This is a genomic window from Chryseobacterium sp. GQ58 (genome assembly GCF_059758895.1).
On record NZ_JCAXEH010000004.1, the window covers coordinates 307,275 to 325,212 of the forward strand.

The window sequence follows — 17,938 nt, forward strand, 5'->3', positions numbered from 1 at the left end:
TTTTAAATAAAAAAAGCTGTAGAATTTTACCTACAGCTTTAGTTATTATTAAGAAATAGGATTAGTGACCTTTTTCTCTCATGATTTTATTTAATCTTTTTAGCATGGAAAGCCCTAATAATGTTGCGAAAATCAATAACGCAAAATTCACCAAGAAATAATTCATTTTGTTGTCATAGCTGTACCATGTACTTGCCAAAATTCCTGAAAGCTTGTTTCCTACGGAGTTGGCAAGGAAGAATCCACCCATCATCAACGCGGTAATTCTTGCGGGAGAAAGTTTGGAGACAAAAGATAATCCCATTGGCGAAAGGCATAATTCACCAATTGTAATGACTCCGTAGCTGGCAACAAGCCACCAAGGAGATACTTTCACGGCTCCGTTGTCACCGGCCATTACCGCCAAAACCATGACTAAACAGGAAAGCGCCGAAATGAATAATCCCAAAACAATTTTGGTAGGAGTGAGCGGTTCTTTGCCTCTTCTCCTCAGCAATGTCCAAATGCCTACAATTATTGGCGTTAAAACAATTACCCAAAACGGATTCACCGACTGGAATAATTCTGTGTTATATAAAAAGATCTGATTTTCAGGATTTTTTTCAAGCATTTCGCGCTTTTCGGGGGAAATGTTTTTAAAATAAATATCTTTTCCGGTTTCTTTGATCGATTTTCCGTCCGGACCTTTTTGAGATTGGTATTGATCGTCATAAACAGGCACTTCTTTGTCTTTATAGCTTGTTCCTTCAACCATGTATATACTTTCCAAAGGCTTTTCTATTGATGCAGGCACGCTTCTGTCTGTATAATAATTTGCCCATCTCGTCAAGGCTGTTCCGTTTTGCTTGAAAACCGCCCAGAAAAACATGCTTATCAAAAATATAGAAAGTAAAGCGCCAATGGATGTTTTTTCCTCTGGTTTTGCTTTAAAATAAAGTGAAACATAAAAATAAATAACAGGAATACATGCAAAAATAAAGGCATCCGAACTGTCGCTTCCGAAAATATTATTTGGAATAAACCAACCGATGGCTCCGGCAACAATTGCAGGTAAAAAAACTTTCATTAAAATTTCCGAAAGCTTTGTGTCGCCTTCCTGTACAGGCTTCATTTTTGCTGCGTGGATATAATGTTTTCTTCCGATCGTGAAAATCACCATACCAATCAGCATTCCGACTCCGGCAGTGATGAAGGCTTCGCCCCAACCGTATTTATTTCGCATAAAAGCTGCGATAAGGTTACAGATAAACGCGCCGATATTGATTCCCATATAGAAAATATTGTATCCGGAATCTTTGTTGGCTTTATAAGGTTCTTCAGAATATAAGTTTCCTAAAAGTGTAGAAATTGTAGGTTTAAAAAAACCATTTCCGACAATAATTAATGCTAAAGACCCATAAAACAAAGGCAATTCTTTGAAAACTCCCATCCCAATATATCCTGCAGCCATCAAGATACCGCCTAAATAAATTGATTTTATATATCCTAAAACCCTATCTGCTAAAAAGCCACCGATGAAAGGAGTAAGGTACGTCAAGGCAATATAAGTCCCGAAAATATCATCAGCAGTTTTATCGGGAAGCCCGAGACCGCCTTCGAAACCAGCTGGTTCTATGACATAAAGAACGAAAATTCCGAGAATCAGATAATACCCGAAACGCTCCCACATTTCAGTAAAAAAAAGATAAGGTAATCCTTTAGGATGTTTAGTCTTCATATTTTCAATTTTTTCAAAAATAGGTTTTTAATTTTAATTGATAAAATGAATTGGAATTTCATGTAATGATTAATGAAATTAATATAAAAATCCCTCTCAAAATATTGAAAGGGATTGTATTTTATATTGAGCAAAATCAATTTTATTTACAAATTCTCTAAAATAAAATCAGTCATTTTCTGATACAATTGCGGTCTTGTCTGCCCGCCGTAAATTCCGTGGTTTTTATCCGGATAAGCCATGAAATCAAACTGTTTTTTGTTTTGAATCAAAGCTTCCGAGAATTCCATAGAATTTTGAAAATGTACATTGTCATCGGCTGTTCCGTGGATTAATAAAAGTTTTCCTTTTAATAAATTTGCATATTCGGTTGGTGAATTTTTGTCGTATCCGTCAGCATTTTCCTGAGGTGTTCTCATGAATCTTTCGGTGTAAACAGTGTCGTAATATCTCCAGTTGGTAACCGGTGCAACTGCAATTCCGGCTTTGAAAACATTTGCTCCTTTTGTCAGCGCCAGGCTCGTCATATAACCTCCAAAACTCCATCCGAAGATTCCGATTCTGCTTTTGTCAATATACGATTGGTTACCGAACCATTTTGCTGCTGCAATCTGATCTTCAATTTCGTATTTACCTAAATTCATATAAGTTACTTTCTTGAATTTAGCGCCTTTATAGCCCGTTCCGCGTCCGTCAACACAAGCTACAATGTAACCTTTTTGTACCAAATGATTGAACCAAATTGCATTCCCATTATCCCAAGAATTGGAAACCTGTTGAGAACCCGGGCCTGAATATTGGTACATAAACAACGGATATTTTTTATTTTTATCAAAATTTTTAGGCTTCATAATCCAAGCATTCATCTGATCTCCTGCTTCGTTTGGAATGGTGAAAAATTCTTTTTCAACGAAATTATCGGCTTTTAATTTTTGAAGCTGCTCGTTGTTATTTTGAAGTTCTTTCACGACTTTACCGTTTCCGTCTTTTAAAACAAACGTGTAAGGTTTTGATGCGGTAGAAGATGTTTCGATAAAATAATTGTAATTTTTGCTGAAATTGGCAGAATTGCTTCCTTCCGGATTTGAAATCAGCTGTGCTTTTCCGTTTTCAATATTGATTTTAGAAATTACTTTATTGGTACTTCCTTTTTCGGTTGTCTGAACGTAAATTTCTTTCGATTTTTGGTTAAATCCATAATAATCAGTCACTTCCCAGTTTCCTTTTGTGACTTGTTTTTTCAGTTTTCCATCTTTATCATACCAATATAAATGACGGAAACCATCTCTTTCAGAACCCCAAAGGAAAGAATCGTCTTCCAAAAATTCTAAAGTCGGGCTGTCTGTATCGATCCATTTTTCGTCGGTTTCTGTGAAAAGTTTCTGAACGGCTCCAGTTTTTGTATTTACTTTTAAAACGTCAGATGCATTTTGGATTCTTTCGGAAGTAATTAAAACTATTTCGTCAGCTTTTGCGGTCTGAATCACATTTGGAATGTAATAATTCTTGAAAGAACTTAAATTGACAGGCATCGTTTTTCCGGAATCAAGACGAAATAACTGCGCTGAAACAACAGAATTTTTTTCTCCTGCTTTTGGATATTTATAACGCATTTCCTGCGGATACAAAGACTTTCCGTAAATTGGAATATAGATTTCCGGAACCTGACTTTCGTCTGATTTTACGAAAACAATCGCATCCGAATTTTTAGTCCATTCAAAAAGCCTTGCATGCCCGAATTCTTCTTCGTAAACCCAATCTGCCAAACCATTCAGAATAGAATTTTTCTTTCCGTCGTTGGTAATTTGCGTGATTTTCTCGGAACTTAAATCCTGAAAAAATAAATTGTTTTCAGATACAAATGCTACTTTCGTCGCATCAGGTGAAAATCTTGGTTCCTGAATTGGTTTTCCATTATTCAGGCTGATTGTTTTTCCGTATTTCAGATCTTTTACATCAAACTTTCCTAAAAAAGAATGTCTGTAAATTGGCTGACTTTTTTTTAAAAGTAAAATTTTTGATTCATCATCAGAAAATTCATAGCTTTCAAATTGCCCATCTACAATATTTCCTTCTTTCTGGGAAGTTTTGTAAGAATATTTCGCGATTCCGGTTGGTTCGATCACAAGATAATTTTCGCCGTTTTTCATAGAAGCGATTCCGGCAACACCTTTTCCGCGGTAATATCCTGAATATATTTTGTCTAAAGTGATTTCCTGCGCCGCTATATTTTGAAATACAGCAAAAAGGCTGAGGCTAAGTAATAATTTTTTCATTTTTAAAAATAAAGAATTCAAAGATAACAATTTTATCAAAAAATATTAAAATAATATGCTTTGGCAAAAAAATTGAATAGATTTATATCAAATAAATAATTATGAAAACGAACGCAAACGATCAGAAACTAAACCGCTACGAATTTGAAGATCAAATTGTATATACAGGTTTTTCAAATTTTAAAGATGCTGAAGCTCAATCGCAGAACGAAGGCGGAACATTGGTTGAGGTTGCTTTTAAAGACGGAAATGATAATCCGCAAGTTACTGATGAAGCAGGTTTAATAGAAAAAAGGATACATTATTTTGTTGATGCGGGGCCGGAATATAAATTTATCCATTCCACAGATCCGGGTTTCAGACAATATGCTGATGAACTTCAGAAAATTAAAGCAAAACTGCGTCAGGATGCGCCCGATGAAAGATATATTACCAATTTCGAAATTGAAAACGCAGAAGATCCGATTATTGTGCTTAAAAATGACGGATTTGAATCGGTGACTTCAAGAGAGCGCTCAAAATACCTGAAAAACGCGCATGTATATGAAATCGGAGTTTCTATATCAAAATCTTAAAATCTAAATAAAATGAGCAAGAAATATTCGGAAAAAGCTCAGGAAAAAGTAGGAGATGTAATGAAAGAATTCAAAGAAGGAAAGCTGAAATCATCTTCCGGAGAGAGAGTTACAGATAAAAAACAGGCAGTCGCCATTGGAATATCTGAAGCCAGAGAAAAAGGTTTGAAAGTGCCGAAAGAGAAAAAGAAAAAAGATTAGTCTTGAATAAAATGTCCGTGAAATTTTCACGGACATTTCTATTATTTATTTGTTTTGATTGTAAAGAATCTTGTAATATTCATCGGCCATTCTGTCGCTGTTGAATTGATCTTTTACGTCATTCATTGCGTTTTGCTGGATCTTCATCCATTTTTTTGGATCATCGTAATAAGTTGGAAGGATTTCATTTTCAAGGATTTCGTATAACTTATTTAAGTCATAATTATCCTGTTCGTAAATGCTCATATTCGCATAATCTGCTTTAGGCACGACAAAAGAATTTTCACCATGTTTCGCAAACTCCGGAATCCAGCCATCGTCTGTAGAAAGGTTGACAGAACCATTCATTGCAGCGGTCATTCCTGAAGTTCCCGAAGCTTCTCTCGGAACTCTCGGATTGTTTAGCCACAAATCTGAACCCTGCTTTAAAGACTTACTTAAAGAAAGTTCATAACCTGTAAGAACCGCCATGTTTTTGTGGTTTTTACTTTCTTCAACCAAAGTATTGAAAGTAGAAATTGCAGAATAATCCATCGGATAAGGCTTTCCGGCCCAAATAATCTGTACGGGATATTTCGGATGATTCAACAATTTATAAAATCGGTCTTTATCATGAAGCAGCATATCGGCGCGCTTGTAGCCTGCAAATCTTCTCGCCCAAACCATTGTGAAAATATTGGGATCAAACAAATTTCCTGTCTGATCGGCAACTATTTTGAATAGTCTTCTTTTTAACTGCTTTTTGCGGTATTCAAAAACGGTTTCATCACTTTCATCTTTAGCATTGTAAAGCGGCTTGTCGGACCAATATTTGAATTCCTGAGCATTCGTGATAGATTTGATTTCACAAATTCCCGGATATTTGCTCCACATTATCCTTGAAATAACGCCGTGAAGCTGAGAAACGCCGTTTGCAATTCTAGACATTTTCAAAGCACAAAGCGAGTGATTGAAAACTTCGCCATCCGCACCTTCCAGTTTTTTGGCTTCTTCCATGCTCAATCCGGAAAAATAAGACATATCGTAACACAATTTCAGGTTATGTTTTTCGTTTCCTGCTTCTTCTGGAGTATGGGTTGTAAAAACTAATTTTTCTCTTACTTTATGGAGATTTCCGTTATATTTTTTTAATAAATGAAATGCAGCAGGAAGCCCGTGAGCTTCATTAAGATGATAAACATCTCTGTCAATATTCATTTCATCTAATAACCTTGCGCCTCCTTTTCCCAGCAAAATATATTGCGCCAGCTTTGTGGCTTCATTGGCATCATAAAGTTTGTGACAGATTGTTTTTGAAACATGATCGTTTTCAGGAACGTCCGTAGAAAGCAAAAACATCGGAGCCGTATTGAAAATCTCAGGATCCAAATACCAAACTTTCACCCAAACCGGAGCACTGTGGATTTCTATCTGGAATTTTATTCCCGTATCTTCAAGGAAACTGTACAATTTTCTCGTCCATGTCGGCTGTAAAGTCTGATCATGATTTCTTGCCTGGTCATAATAACCGAATTTCCAGAGAATCCCGATCCCGATAAGATCCTGCTTCAGATTATAAGCGCTTCTCATGTGAGATCCTGCTAAAAATCCTAAACCACCTGAATATATTTTTAGAACCTGCTCAATGGCAAATTCCATCGAAAAGTAAGCAACTTTTTCAGAATATTCTGGGTTTATAGCGTAAGGTATTTTAAAATTTTTAAAATCCATTCATTTAGTTTTTTGATTATGTCAAAGGTATTAATTATGAAAATAAACTCTACATTAATATAAGGTAAATTATTTTTAAAAGTATCTTTCGAATAGTTTTTTTGCTTATCTTTAAATGTAAATTTTTGATAATCAAAAGCTTCAATAAATAAATTGAGTTTTACTTATCCTTTTTAATAATAAAAATATTGATGTATGAAAAAATTATTTTCGGAGGAAGATTTGATCAAGAGTTTGAGTTTATATCACCTGAATCGCCATTTGAAGAAAAAACCGATGGAAAAATACCATCGTACAATAGACGAATCTCCGCTTCACGACCGCGAAAAATATAGAAAGAAAGCAGAGATTTTACTTCTCAATTCTTTTATGCACCATTTTCCTGATGTGCAGTTTGAAAATTTTACCTGCGAAAGTCCTGATTTTATTGCAAAATTCAATGACAAAAAAATTGGAATTGAATTGACCGAAGTCATCAATCATCTTGAAATGAAGAAGGTTGAGAGCAATTTGAACAAGATTTTCCGTCAGGCAGAAATATTATTGGAACAAGAAGACACTACGAAATATCGTGGTGTTTATTTTTTGTCATTTCATTCAAATATTAAATTTGATACTTCGGAAGAGCAGCAGGAAAACGTGCTTAACATTTACAGAAGCATCAAAAAAAAGAAGGCTGTAGGTTGTGTGAAAAGCATCAGAAAATCCTCTCACCGCAGAAATGTTTTTATTACTCATGAATACAATATGAATCTTTTTGATGAGTTGTGCTCTGAAAAAATTTTAGAATTAATTGAAAAAAAGAATGAGAAATTTCCATATTATGACACTTCTGTTGACGAATGTTGGCTAGTGATTGTGTCGGACATGAATTCTCTTGCTTCACGATATACTTTTATTCAGGACAAAGAGCATTTGGAATCAGTAAAAAGCCCTTTCCATAAAATTTTTCATCTGGAAAATCTTTGTGGTAATATGACAAGTATTAAATAGGACAATTTTCGTTGAATCTAAATAAATAGTTTTGTTTTTCAATCAGCTTTTGTATTGAAATATATTCTAAATAGTTAATAAATTACTTTAAAATATTAATTATTAGTAAATATTTTATATTTTTGTTGAAATAAAACTATTTGATATGAATAAAATATTACTTTCGTTTCTCTTGTTGTTTTTTATTAATTTTTCTTATGCACAAGCAGATTGCGGAACAGCAATCAGTGTGTGTGGAAATTCTGATATTAACTATTCTCCGATAGGGATCGGAAATATTAATGAAAATCTTGGAGGATGTTTGCAGGCTAGTGGTGAGCATAACTCGATCTGGTACAAAATTACTATCGGTACCAGCGGCACACTTACTTTTAATCTGGTTCCAAATGACCCAAATGCCGATTATGACTGGACTATGTATGGGCCGAATCGTGCTTGTGGAAATTTAGGCGCACCAATCCGATGCAATGGCGCAACCACTGTTGGTGTGGGTGCAGCTACCGGGCTAAATATGGTAAGTATTATTACAAGCGCTCCAGGAGGTTCAATATTTCCTTATTGTAGATTTCTAAATGTAATAGCAGGTGAAACTTATTATCTGTATATCGATAATTGGGTTGGTAATGCAGTTAATGTTGTAGCTCCATTTTCATTGACATGGGGTGGTACCGCTACATTGGCGTCACCGTTTACAGATCCTGCGCTCACGCCCAATCCGTTTGTACCACCGGGGATTCCAAGTGCTACACCAAATGCTCCTAATGAAATTGTTGCTTGTACGAATCCGGCTGTTTTTGACTTCAGTACTTTATCTACGGGCATTTTAAATGGAAATGTCAATTTTGAAATAAGCTATCACACGAATGCTAACGACGCACTTGATGGTTCTAATCCTATTTTAGCGCCTCAAGCTGTTAATATTGTAGATACCTATTTTTATAGTATACATTATCAGGATCCTGTTGATCCGAATAATGCTTTGAATGCTTGTAAAGAAATAGGAAGATTTAAATTTGATCTTCGAAATATTGTAGCCAATGACGCCACCTTGACAGAGTGTAATAACAATAATCAGAGCACAGCTATATTTGATCTTACAACGGCTAATATTAATAATGATCCTGCAAATACAATACAATATTATCCCACAATTAATGATCTCAATGCAGGAACAAACGAAATAATGAATCCTACAACATATACCTCCGCAGCAGGAAAGGTAGCTGTAAAAGTAACATCTCCCTTCGAATGTACAGATATTGCAACAATAACATTGATGTTTCATCCTGTGGTGACAGTAAATGAGACTATTCTGAGATCTTGCTTTATTGAGGCTAATCCTTCGACAGCTTCCTTTGATCTTACAACAGCGGCAGTAACTGCACAAGCCGGGGCAGTGAGAGAATATTATACTTCATTAACAGATGCTGAAAACGGAACTAATCAAATACAAAACCCTACGATGTATATTGCTCCAAACGGGACAGTATATGTAAAAGTATTCAATGCTCAGGGATGTTATGCAATTGCTAAAGTGGATTTAATTGTTTTGGCTCCGATTTGTTCTACAGTTTTGGAAGATAAAATTATTTGTATAGAAGACCAGACAACACTGGATGCAGGACCGGGATTTGATGAGTATGAGTGGAGTAACGGAGCAATTACACAAACAACAGATGTTGGTGTTGGGACATATTGGGTAAACTTAAGAACCGGAGAATGTACCACAAAACAGACCGTAAAAGTTTATTCTTCTGAGCAGCCTGTAGTTTCAAGTATTGATGTTTCAAAAAATACTATTACGGTAAATGTTATGGGTGGAACTGCTCCATACCAATACTCGATGGATAATGTCGTTTGGCAGGATTCTAATGTTTTCACCAATATTTCAAGAGGTGATCATAAAGTGTATGTAAAAGATTCTTACGATTGCGATCCTATCGAAATTGTGGTTGTTGTACCAAACCTGATTAATGTGATTACCCCAAATGGTGACGGAGCAAATGATATGATCGATTATTCCGCATTAGCAGGAAAACAGAATCTTGTATTTACTATTTTTGACAGATATGGAAAGAATATTTTTCAGGCTAATAAGCTTAATGGATATAAGTGGGACGGAACATCAGGTGGCAAAAAAGTTCCTACCGGAAATTATTGGTATTCTGTAACATGGAATGAAAATGATAAGAGAAATACGCCGATCAAATATACAGGTTGGGTAATGGTAAAAAACAGAGACTAAGCATTGAATAAAAGTAAATTAGTAATTAAAAACCATCTTCGGATGGTTTTTTTTGTTTAAATGACTCTTAAAAACTATTTAAAAAACTTTTGTATCTTTAAAATAATCAGACAGGAATAATATTTTTCCGTTTTCACAAAACTGAATAACTGTACAGATATCATTTTCATAAATACCTTTTCCAAGCATATTTCCTAAAGAAGTTGTCTGGTAAAAATATTTGTTATTTCCTAAAGAAAAAATCTCCGAAACCGACCATTCAATATTTTCGTAGCGTCTGAAAATAGCTCTGAACAAAGCTAAAATCCTGTTCTTTCCTGAAATTTCTTTAGCCGGAGGAATCCAAATGGTGCTTTCATCCGTAAACCATTTTTCCAGCTGATCGGTATTTAAAGAATTTAGATCAATCATGAAATTGGTTATCTTACAAATCATAGACGGCAATTTACAGTTATATACGTGAAAAACACTAACTTGGTTTTTATTTTAATCATTATGAAAGATCTATTTATAAAACGTTTTGAGTATTACAAATCGCTCGGTGACAAAACTTTTGAACAGCTTTCGGAAGAAGATTTTTTTTGGCAATATAATGAAGAAAGCAACTCAATTGCTGTAATCGTAAAACATATTGCAGGTAATATGCTTTCGAGATGGACGAATTTTTTAACAGAAGACGGAGAAAAATCCTGGCGAAATCGTGACGAAGAATTCATCAATACTTTTAAAACAAAAAATGAAATTCTGGATTATTGGGAACAAGGCTGGAAATGCCTTTTTGACGCCTTAAGTCAAATTAATGATGAAAATTTATATTCAACAATTTATATAAGAAATGAAGCGCATTCCGTGATAGATGCGGTTTTCCGCCAGCTTGCACATTATCCTTATCACATCGGACAAATCACTTATATTGCTAAAATGTTAAAAAATAACGATTGGAAAACACTTTCAATTGCAAGAAATAAATCTCAGGAATTTAATTCTGAAATGAAAAATAAGCTTTCAGGAAATAATTTTGGAACAAATTCTTCGCCTGTTTGTTTTCAGAACAGCCCGGAAGTAAGAGACGGATACAAGCAATAGACTGAATCGATTCACAATTCATATTTAAATTTATTATCTTTGCAGTCACAAAATTTCAGGAACAATAAATGTCTCAATTTCATCGAACTGCCGCATTTCATACTCTTGGCTGCAAATTAAATTTTGCAGAAACATCTACCATTGCTAGACAATTGACAGATGCAGGTTATGATAAGGTAAGCTTTGATGATAAAGCAGATATTTATGTAATTAATACCTGTTCGGTCACGGAAAACGCCGATCGTGAATGCAAACTTCACGTAAAAAGAGCGATGAAAGCCAATCCTGAAGGTTTGGTGGTGATTGTCGGATGCTATGCACAGCTGAAGCCTGAAGAAATTTCACAAATTACAGGTGTAGATTTGGTTCTTGGAGCCAAAGAAAAGTTTAATATTTTAAGTTATCTTGATGATTTGGAAAAATCTGAAAGTGAAGGCATCGTTCATTCGTGCGAAATTGAAGAAACCGATTTCTTTATCGGAAGTTACTCGATTGGAGACAGAACCAGAGCTTTCCTGAAAGTTCAGGATGGCTGCGATTATAAATGTACTTATTGTACAATTCCTTTAGCAAGAGGAATTTCGCGTTCGGATACGATCGATAATGTTCTTAAAAACGCCAAAGAAATTGCCGAAAGAGATATTAAAGAAATTGTTTTGACAGGTGTGAATATTGGTGATTACGGAAAAGGCGAATTTGGAAACAAAAGACACGAGCATACTTTTTTAGATTTAATTTCAGAGCTTGATAAAGTTGATGGAATTGAAAGAATCCGTATTTCTTCCATCGAGCCAAATTTGTTGAAAGATGAGAGCATCGAATTGGTTTCTAAAAGCAAAAGTTTTGTCCCGCACTTTCATATTCCTTTGCAATCGGGATGCGACGATTTATTGAAAAAAATGAAACGTCGTTATCTGACGAAATTGTACAACGACAGAGTCAACAAAATCCGCGAGGTAATGCCTGATGCGGCAATTGGTGTTGATGTGATTGTAGGTTTTCCGGGAGAAACTGAAGAAAAGTTCATGGAAACTTATAATTTCCTTAATGATCTTCCTATCAGTTATTTACATGTTTTTACCTATTCTGAAAGAGAAAATACGGAAGCTGCCGAAATGGAAGACGTAGTTCCTGTTCCTGAAAGGAAAAAACGAAACAAAATGCTTAGAATTCTTTCCGAAAAAAAGAAAATGGCATTCTATCAAACCCAGCTTGGGAAAACGTTTCCCGTACTTTGGGAGCACGAAAATAAAGACGGTAAAATGTACGGTTTCACAGAAAATTATGTGAGAGTACAAAAAGATTTTGATCAGGCATCTGTAAATCAAATTGAATTCTTGAATTTAGAAAAAATCCTGTCAGATGGCACGGTTTCTGTGCAATCGTCTTACGAAAGTTTTTTAGCAAAAGCTTAGTCTGTTTGCTATATTTCCACTACATTTAATCTTTAACGTTTTAAAATATATTCTTATGAGAGATAAGTTTTTATCTTGGGGAATTTTATTGGTACTTGCTACATGGGCCGTGGCATTGCTGATCAGAGCACATTACTGGATTCCGATACTTTTAACGGCAATTTACGCATTAGGAGTGTATAATGCTTACCAGACAAAACATGCTATTTTAAGGAACTTTCCTGTTTTAGGATATTTAAGGTACTTTTTCGAAGGTATTTCTCCGGAAATGCAGCAATATTTCATCGAAAGAGAAACCGACGGAAAGCCCTTTCCCAGAAATCAGCGTTCTGCGGTTTATCGTCGCGCAAAAAATATTAGTGATACCGTTGCGTTTGGAACGCAGCTTGAGGTAAATCATCGGAAATATGAAGGCATAAAACATTCTATTTATGCTAAATCTCCGAAAGAAGAGCTTCCGAGAGTTTGGGTTGGCGGCGAGCAATGTTCGCAGCCTTATCATGCATCGTTGTTTAATATTTCGGCAATGAGTTTTGGTTCTTTAAGCGACAGAGCACAAATGGCGCTCAACAGGGGAGCTAAAAAAGGCAATTTCTATCACAATACCGGCGAAGGGGGAATTTCGGATTACCATCAGGAAGGAGGTGATTTGTGCTGGCAGATCGGAACCGGATATTTTGGTTGCAGAGACGATGAAGGAAAATTTAACCCGGAATTGTTTAAAAAATATTCAAATCTTCCGACTGTAAAAATGATTGAAATAAAACTGTCTCAAGGTGCAAAGCCAGGCCACGGTGGAGTTTTGCCGGGAATAAAAAATACACCGGAAATTGCAAAAATTCGTCATGTCACACCGGGAATTACCATTATTTCACCGCCATCACATTCTTCTTTTTCAGATGCAGCAGGATTGTTAAGATTTGTGAAGCAATTAAGAGAACTTTCAGGAGGAAAACCGGTTGGCTTCAAATTATGCATCGGTGATACAAAAGAGTTTGAAGATATTTGTGTGCAGATGAATGTATTAAAAATTTATCCTGATTTTATCACTGTTGACGGAGCAGAAGGTGGAACCGGCGCCGCTCCGCCCGAGTTTTCTGATGGAGTGGGAATGCCTCTTGAGCCGGCCTTGATTTTTGTAAACAGAACTCTCCATAGCTATAATTTGAGACATAAATTAAGAGTGATTGCAAGCGGTAAAGTTTTGACAAGCCTTGATATTTTAAGAGCCGTTGCAATGGGTGCCGATATGTGTAACAATGCAAGAGGATTTATGTTTTCTCTGGGTTGTATTCAGGCTTTGAGATGTAATAGCAACAATTGTCCGACAGGAGTTGCCACGCAGGATAAAATGCTGATTAAAGGTCTTGATGTGACTGATAAAGCCGAAAGAGTTTATCATTTTCACAAAAACACATTACATACCTGCAATGAATTAATAGCTGCAGCCGGACGAAATTCTTACGAAGAAGTTGATGCCACAATGTTCATGCGAGGAGATGAGTTTGAGCATCTATCCGATAAGTATTTTCCGGATATTTTAGGAAATGTGAGATAATAATTTAGATAAAAAAAAGCGCTTCGAGAATTTCGGAGCGCTTTTTGGTTTTTAAATTTTAATATTTTTAAGGTCTTGGAGTTGTTTTATACACCTGGAAATTAAAAATAAACGTTCTGTTTCTGAAAGAATATCCACTGTAATTATAATGAGCATCTCTTGCAAATGCTGCTCTTGAAGGCACGATAATCACTCCCTGCAAGTTATAATTCTCATCATCGGCCTTATTGAAAGCTTTAAATTTCTGCAAAGCTTCTCTGAAGCCTTCGATTTCATAATAGCTTTTTTGTTTTGCAGCATCAGTCGTTGCATTAGCAATTAACGGATCTTTATCAGGACCTTCGTCATCAATATAATAAAACTTAGGATCAACAACAGGAGCACCACTTCCGTCAAGCGGGCTGTAATTTACAAATTGCTCCGCAGTAAGAAATTTGGTTTCTCCGTCTTGATTTCCTGCAAGAGCGGTTCTTGCTCTCATCATTATTCTTGTAATATCCGTAGATCCGATTGGAGTTCCCGGAGTTGGCTGTGCGCCGGCTCTTTCGATGTAAATAACGCCTGAAGGTAATGTAACCGGAGCAGGAATCATCGCGCTCAGTTTTATTTCATCATCATCAGCGGTATCTGTTGCGCTGAAAGCTTTTATATTTCCTTGTGTGTCGAGGTAATTTTCATTCAGATATTTCTGAATAGCCTGATCGTCATAGGTGTTTTGTGTTGCGATGTCTGACGGCTCCACGTAGGTTTCCACTTCATCATCCTTCTTACAAGCTGAAAAACACAAAGATCCAGCAAGGATATATAAAAATATTTTTTTCATTTCAAAAAACTTTAATTACTTTACAAATAATATAACGGCAAAAGTATAAAAAATTATGAGAATAGATAAATTTTTATGGAGCATTCGTTTTTACAAGACCAGAACTGTTGCTACGGAAGAGATAAAAAAAAATAGAGTAGCCATAGGTGAATCTGTTGTAAAGTCATCCAAAGAAGTGAAAGAAGGCGATGTGATAAAAATCCGTAAAAATCAAATTGATTATAAAATTAAAGTAATACAGATCCCAAAAAGTCGCATCGGAGCCAAATTGGTTCCTCTGCATATCAAAGATGTGACCGATAAAGAGCAATATGAATTGCTGAAACTTCGCAAAATGTCGCAGGATTATTACCGAAACAGAGGCGAGGGAAGGCCTACCAAAAAAGACAGACGCGATATGGACGGGTATGTAGGAAACGATATAGATTCAGATTTTACCGACTGGGACGACTTTTTTGGTGAAAATGATCCCGATAAAGAAGAATAAAATGATTATAAATATAGTTTTTCGATGATTTCATTCATGATTTCTTCAGGATCTTTTGAGTCTGTGCTAATGCTGAATTGAGCTTTGCTGTAAAACTGATTTCTTTCAAACAAATGTTTGGCAATAAACTCGGGAAGATCTTCATCAGGAATATTAGCAATTAAAGGTCTTTTTTCTTTTTGCTTAGAAATTCTTTCAACTAAGGTGCTGATAGAAGTTCTCAGAAAAAAACTTGTAGAATTGTTATTAATGATTTCCATGTTGTTGTAATATACGGGAGTGCCGCCTCCAAGGCTCAACACAATGTTTTCCTTAGTGGCCAAGATCTCTTCTAAAGTTTCTTTTTCAAGCTTTCTAAAGTAGATTTCACCCTTTTTATCAAAGATTTCGGGGATTGTTGATTTATTCCGCTTACAAATTTCCTTATCGAGGTCGATGAGGCTGAAATTTATTTTCTCGCTTAATATTTTGGAAATGTGAGATTTGCCACTTCCCATGTATCCAACTAGTGAAATTATCATGAATTTATTTTGAACAAATTTGCGAAAAAGTTTTGAGAAATTAAAAAAAGTCATATCTTTGCACCACTTAAAACAAAGGGCATTACCTAAATGAATTTTGTATAAATAAGTGGCCGACTCGGTAGCTCAGCTGGTAGAGCAATACACTTTTAATGTATGGGTCCTGGGTTCGAATCCCAGCCGGGTCACTTAGCAAAAATATTATATTCTGTATAATTTTTTGCCTGCGTGGTGAAATTGGTAGACACGCCATCTTGAGGGGGTGGTTTCCTAAGGATGTGCTGGTTCGAGTCCAGTCGCAGGCACTGCAAATAAAATTTTGATAATTATAAATTTTATTCTATATTTATCAAATTAATGACCGACTCGGTAGCTCAGCTGGTAGAGCAATACACTTTTAATGTATGGGTCCTGGGTTCGAATCCCAGCCGGGTCACAAGTTTACTGAAAAGTAAATTTTTTTCATATTAATATTTTGTGATTTGGTGTTCAAAGGCTTCCTTCAGGAAGCCTTTGATTTTTTTAAATATTTAGGGATTAATCCAAATGCATATTGTCTATTAATCGTACTCCGTCTACCATCACAACAATAAATGCTCTATAATTTTTGTCCTTGTAGAAAAAGTCGGTTTCTTTTAAAGTTTTTTCATCAGCGATCATAAAATATTCCAGCTGCATTCCTTTTTGGTCATCAAAAACATGGGCAACCCTTTTATTGATTTCCGGAATCGAAACCGTTCTGAACCAATCGTTAACTTTTACAAGAGTTTCATAAATTATTTTTGAATCGTTTCTTCTGTGTTCCTGCAGTCTTTGGTTTCTTGAGCTTAATGCGAGCCCGTTTTCTGCTCTGTAAATGGCAACACCTGTTATCTTTACCGGAAGTTGTTCTTTTTGCACCATTTTTTTGATAATGGCAAGTTGCTGAAAATCTTTTTCCCCAAAATAGGCATTGTCCGGCTTTACCTGATTGAATAGTTCTTCAACCACGGTGCCCACGCCATCGAAATGTCCGGGTCTTGATTTGCCTTCCATTTCATTTTCCAGACCGTCGAAATCATAATGATGGCTTTGGGTTTTTTCGGGATAAATATCGTGTACTTCAGGAATGTATACAGCGTCTACTAATCCTGATTTTTCAAGAATTAAAATGTCTCTGTTGGTATCTCTTGGATATTTTTCTAAATCCTCGGCATTATTAAACTGTGTAGGATTTACAAAGATTGAAGATATAACAAGATCGTTTTCTGCTCTTGCAGCTTCATATAAAGAAAGATGGCCATTGTGCAATGCTCCCATTGTGGGTGCAAAGCCGATTTTCTTTCCCATTTCTTTCTGTCTTTCAATAAAATCCTGAAGCGTTTTTTTGTTTTTTAGAACTTCCATAGTTTGTTTTAATAGCAATTCAAAAATACTAAATTATCTTGTATTAATTTTTAAGATTTCATAGTTTGAACATGAGCATTATCGTAAAAAAATGTTAATTACATCAATGTTGGATGTTTTTTTGTAATTTTGCACATTCAGGATTATTTAAATAATATATAAAAAATTATATGCCCAATCAGAAAATACTGTACATTACCACAGAGATGTACCCTTATCAGGAAGACACAAATTTAGCAGCCGTGGTAAACAAGATGGCACTTAAAATGCACAATGAAGGCAATGATGTAAGAGTTTTTATGCCAAGATTTGGACAGATAAGTGAAAGAAAATTTCAGCTGCATGAGGTGATTCGCCTATCCGGGATGAATATTATCATTAATGATCTCGATCAACCTCTTATTATCAAAGTAGCTTCCCTTCCCGGAGAAAGACTTCAGGTATATTTTATCGACAACGAAGAATATTTTAAAAGAAAACAATATTATTTTGATGATGAAGGAAATGCGTTTCCGGATAATGACGAACGTGCTATTTTCTTTGCCAGAGGAGTTATCGAAACAATAAAGAAACTCAACTGGGTTCCTGACGTGATTCACCTAAATGGATGGATGGCTTCTTTTATTCCGGTTTATTTAAAAACGTATTACAAATCTGATACTTACTTCAAAGATGCAAAAATGGTTCTTTCATTATATAATGAAAAGGATGCACCTTTGGATAAAAGTGTTGTAGAAAAACTAAAGTTTGATAATATTTCCGATCTGGATGCGTTAAATAAACCGAGCTTTCAGAGTTTTGTTATCGAAAGTATGAAATATGTGGATGCAGTTGTGAAAGGAGATGAGTTCCTGGAAGGTGATTTAGACAAAGCTTTTAACGAAACTTCGACTTCAAAATCAGAGTATTTAGACATAGATTCAATCAATCAACTATATTAAAAGA

At 35.4% G+C, this 17,938-nt stretch carries 16 protein-coding genes and 3 tRNA genes; 12 read left to right on the plus strand and 7 right to left on the minus strand.

All coding sequences use genetic code 11. The features are described 5' to 3' along the window. Positions 1-61 precede the first annotated feature (61 nt). Entirely contained in the window at positions 62-1,717 is a 1,656-nt protein-coding gene (locus tag AC6CHK_RS12900; protein ID WP_498096765.1) for a peptide MFS transporter, read from the minus strand. Between the two features lie 146 nt (positions 1,718-1,863). Beyond that, a complete protein-coding gene (locus AC6CHK_RS12905; RefSeq protein WP_498096767.1) occupies positions 1,864-3,993 on the minus strand; it encodes a S9 family peptidase in 2,130 nt (709 codons plus the stop codon). Between the two features lie 101 nt (positions 3,994-4,094). Here AC6CHK_RS12905 and AC6CHK_RS12910 point away from each other — a divergent pair, with 101 nt between their 5' ends. Continuing rightward, positions 4,095-4,568 carry a hypothetical protein gene (locus AC6CHK_RS12910; protein ID WP_498096769.1) on the plus strand — a complete coding sequence of 158 codons (474 nt, stop codon included), beginning with the start codon at positions 4,095-4,097 and terminating at the stop codon, positions 4,566-4,568. A 12-nt stretch (positions 4,569-4,580) separates the two neighbouring features. Further along, positions 4,581-4,769 carry a DUF6496 domain-containing protein gene (locus AC6CHK_RS12915; RefSeq protein ID WP_498096771.1) on the plus strand — a complete coding sequence of 63 codons (189 nt, stop codon included), beginning with the start codon at positions 4,581-4,583 and terminating at the stop codon, positions 4,767-4,769. A gap of 45 nt (positions 4,770-4,814) precedes the next feature. Here AC6CHK_RS12915 and glgP read toward each other — a convergent pair whose 3' ends face one another. After that, positions 4,815-6,479 carry an alpha-glucan family phosphorylase gene (gene glgP / locus AC6CHK_RS12920; RefSeq protein WP_498096773.1) on the minus strand — a complete coding sequence of 555 codons (1,665 nt, stop codon included), beginning with the start codon at positions 6,477-6,479 and terminating at the stop codon, positions 4,815-4,817. 195 nt (positions 6,480-6,674) lie between these two features. Here glgP and AC6CHK_RS12925 point away from each other — a divergent pair, with 195 nt between their 5' ends. Continuing rightward, positions 6,675-7,472: a hypothetical protein gene (locus AC6CHK_RS12925; RefSeq protein ID WP_498096775.1), complete on the plus strand. Its 798-nt coding sequence runs from the start codon at positions 6,675-6,677 to the stop codon at positions 7,470-7,472. Positions 7,473-7,617: 145 nt separating this feature from the next. Further along, complete coding sequence (locus AC6CHK_RS12930; protein WP_498096777.1) at positions 7,618-9,717, plus strand: FIDD domain-containing protein; 2,100 nt, start codon at positions 7,618-7,620, stop codon at positions 9,715-9,717. A 78-nt stretch (positions 9,718-9,795) separates the two neighbouring features. On the opposite strand, the gene AC6CHK_RS12935 is transcribed toward AC6CHK_RS12930, so the two are convergent. Beyond that, on the minus strand, positions 9,796-10,152 hold the full coding sequence (locus AC6CHK_RS12935) for a nuclear transport factor 2 family protein (protein ID WP_498096779.1): 357 nt from the start codon (positions 10,150-10,152) through the stop codon (positions 9,796-9,798). A gap of 60 nt (positions 10,153-10,212) precedes the next feature. Between AC6CHK_RS12935 and AC6CHK_RS12940 the strand changes: the two genes are divergently transcribed. The 3 genes from AC6CHK_RS12940 (at position 10,213) to AC6CHK_RS12950 (ending at position 13,776) form a co-directional block, all read left to right on the plus strand. Then, complete coding sequence (locus AC6CHK_RS12940; protein ID WP_498096781.1) at positions 10,213-10,803, plus strand: DUF1572 family protein; 591 nt, start codon at positions 10,213-10,215, stop codon at positions 10,801-10,803. Positions 10,804-10,871: 68 nt separating this feature from the next. After that, a complete protein-coding gene (gene mtaB, locus AC6CHK_RS12945; RefSeq protein WP_498096783.1) occupies positions 10,872-12,218 on the plus strand; it encodes a tRNA (N(6)-L-threonylcarbamoyladenosine(37)-C(2))-methylthiotransferase MtaB in 1,347 nt (448 codons plus the stop codon). Between the two features lie 55 nt (positions 12,219-12,273). Next, the gene (locus AC6CHK_RS12950; protein WP_498096785.1) at positions 12,274-13,776 is read left to right on the plus strand and encodes an FMN-binding glutamate synthase family protein; all 1,503 of its coding nucleotides are present in this window, start codon (positions 12,274-12,276) and stop codon (positions 13,774-13,776) included. A 67-nt stretch (positions 13,777-13,843) separates the two neighbouring features. On the opposite strand, the gene AC6CHK_RS12955 is transcribed toward AC6CHK_RS12950, so the two are convergent. Then, positions 13,844-14,599: a hypothetical protein gene (locus AC6CHK_RS12955; RefSeq protein WP_498096787.1), complete on the minus strand. Its 756-nt coding sequence runs from the start codon at positions 14,597-14,599 to the stop codon at positions 13,844-13,846. Between the two features lie 55 nt (positions 14,600-14,654). On the opposite strand from AC6CHK_RS12955, the gene AC6CHK_RS12960 reads away from it, so the two are divergent. Next, complete coding sequence (locus tag AC6CHK_RS12960; protein ID WP_498096789.1) at positions 14,655-15,086, plus strand: RNA-binding S4 domain-containing protein; 432 nt, start codon at positions 14,655-14,657, stop codon at positions 15,084-15,086. Positions 15,087-15,091: 5 nt separating this feature from the next. On the opposite strand, the gene AC6CHK_RS12965 is transcribed toward AC6CHK_RS12960, so the two are convergent. Further along, positions 15,092-15,607 (minus strand): shikimate kinase, encoded by a 516-nt coding sequence (locus AC6CHK_RS12965; protein ID WP_498096791.1) that lies wholly within the window; start codon positions 15,605-15,607, stop codon positions 15,092-15,094. 115 nt (positions 15,608-15,722) lie between these two features. Here AC6CHK_RS12965 and AC6CHK_RS12970 point away from each other — a divergent pair. The 3 genes from AC6CHK_RS12970 (at position 15,723) to AC6CHK_RS12980 (ending at position 16,043) form a co-directional block, all read left to right on the plus strand. Then, positions 15,723-15,795, plus strand: a tRNA-Lys gene (locus AC6CHK_RS12970). A gap of 34 nt (positions 15,796-15,829) precedes the next feature. Next, positions 15,830-15,912 (plus strand) — tRNA-Leu (locus AC6CHK_RS12975). Between the two features lie 58 nt (positions 15,913-15,970). Continuing rightward, positions 15,971-16,043, plus strand: a tRNA-Lys gene (locus AC6CHK_RS12980). 101 nt (positions 16,044-16,144) lie between these two features. Here AC6CHK_RS12980 and panC read toward each other — a convergent pair. Continuing rightward, on the minus strand, positions 16,145-16,993 hold the full coding sequence (panC, locus tag AC6CHK_RS12985) for a pantoate--beta-alanine ligase (RefSeq protein ID WP_498096793.1): 849 nt from the start codon (positions 16,991-16,993) through the stop codon (positions 16,145-16,147). A gap of 170 nt (positions 16,994-17,163) precedes the next feature. Between panC and AC6CHK_RS12990 the strand changes: the two genes are divergently transcribed. Beyond that, positions 17,164-17,934, plus strand: coding sequence for a glycogen/starch synthase (locus AC6CHK_RS12990; RefSeq protein ID WP_498096794.1), 771 nt, complete (start codon positions 17,164-17,166; stop codon positions 17,932-17,934). The last annotated feature ends 4 nt before the right edge of the window (positions 17,935-17,938 follow it).

Coding starts and splice junctions, on each gene's coding strand:
- AC6CHK_RS12900 (WP_498096765.1), bottom strand. CDS start 1,717: ATGAAGACTAAACATCCTAAAGGATTACCTTATCTTTTTTTTACTGAA.
- AC6CHK_RS12905 (WP_498096767.1), bottom strand. CDS start 3,993: ATGAAAAAATTATTACTTAGCCTCAGCCTTTTTGCTGTATTTCAAAAT.
- AC6CHK_RS12910 (WP_498096769.1), top strand. CDS start 4,095: ATGAAAACGAACGCAAACGATCAGAAACTAAACCGCTACGAATTTGAA.
- AC6CHK_RS12915 (WP_498096771.1), top strand. CDS start 4,581: ATGAGCAAGAAATATTCGGAAAAAGCTCAGGAAAAAGTAGGAGATGTA.
- glgP (WP_498096773.1), bottom strand. CDS start 6,479: ATGGATTTTAAAAATTTTAAAATACCTTACGCTATAAACCCAGAATAT.
- AC6CHK_RS12925 (WP_498096775.1), top strand. CDS start 6,675: ATGAAAAAATTATTTTCGGAGGAAGATTTGATCAAGAGTTTGAGTTTA.
- AC6CHK_RS12930 (WP_498096777.1), top strand. CDS start 7,618: ATGAATAAAATATTACTTTCGTTTCTCTTGTTGTTTTTTATTAATTTT.
- AC6CHK_RS12935 (WP_498096779.1), bottom strand. CDS start 10,152: ATGATTTGTAAGATAACCAATTTCATGATTGATCTAAATTCTTTAAAT.
- AC6CHK_RS12940 (WP_498096781.1), top strand. CDS start 10,213: ATGAAAGATCTATTTATAAAACGTTTTGAGTATTACAAATCGCTCGGT.
- mtaB (WP_498096783.1), top strand. CDS start 10,872: ATGTCTCAATTTCATCGAACTGCCGCATTTCATACTCTTGGCTGCAAA.
- AC6CHK_RS12950 (WP_498096785.1), top strand. CDS start 12,274: ATGAGAGATAAGTTTTTATCTTGGGGAATTTTATTGGTACTTGCTACA.
- AC6CHK_RS12955 (WP_498096787.1), bottom strand. CDS start 14,599: ATGAAAAAAATATTTTTATATATCCTTGCTGGATCTTTGTGTTTTTCA.
- AC6CHK_RS12960 (WP_498096789.1), top strand. CDS start 14,655: ATGAGAATAGATAAATTTTTATGGAGCATTCGTTTTTACAAGACCAGA.
- AC6CHK_RS12965 (WP_498096791.1), bottom strand. CDS start 15,607: ATGATAATTTCACTAGTTGGATACATGGGAAGTGGCAAATCTCACATT.
- panC (WP_498096793.1), bottom strand. CDS start 16,993: ATGGAAGTTCTAAAAAACAAAAAAACGCTTCAGGATTTTATTGAAAGA.
- AC6CHK_RS12990 (WP_498096794.1), top strand. CDS start 17,164: ATGCCCAATCAGAAAATACTGTACATTACCACAGAGATGTACCCTTAT.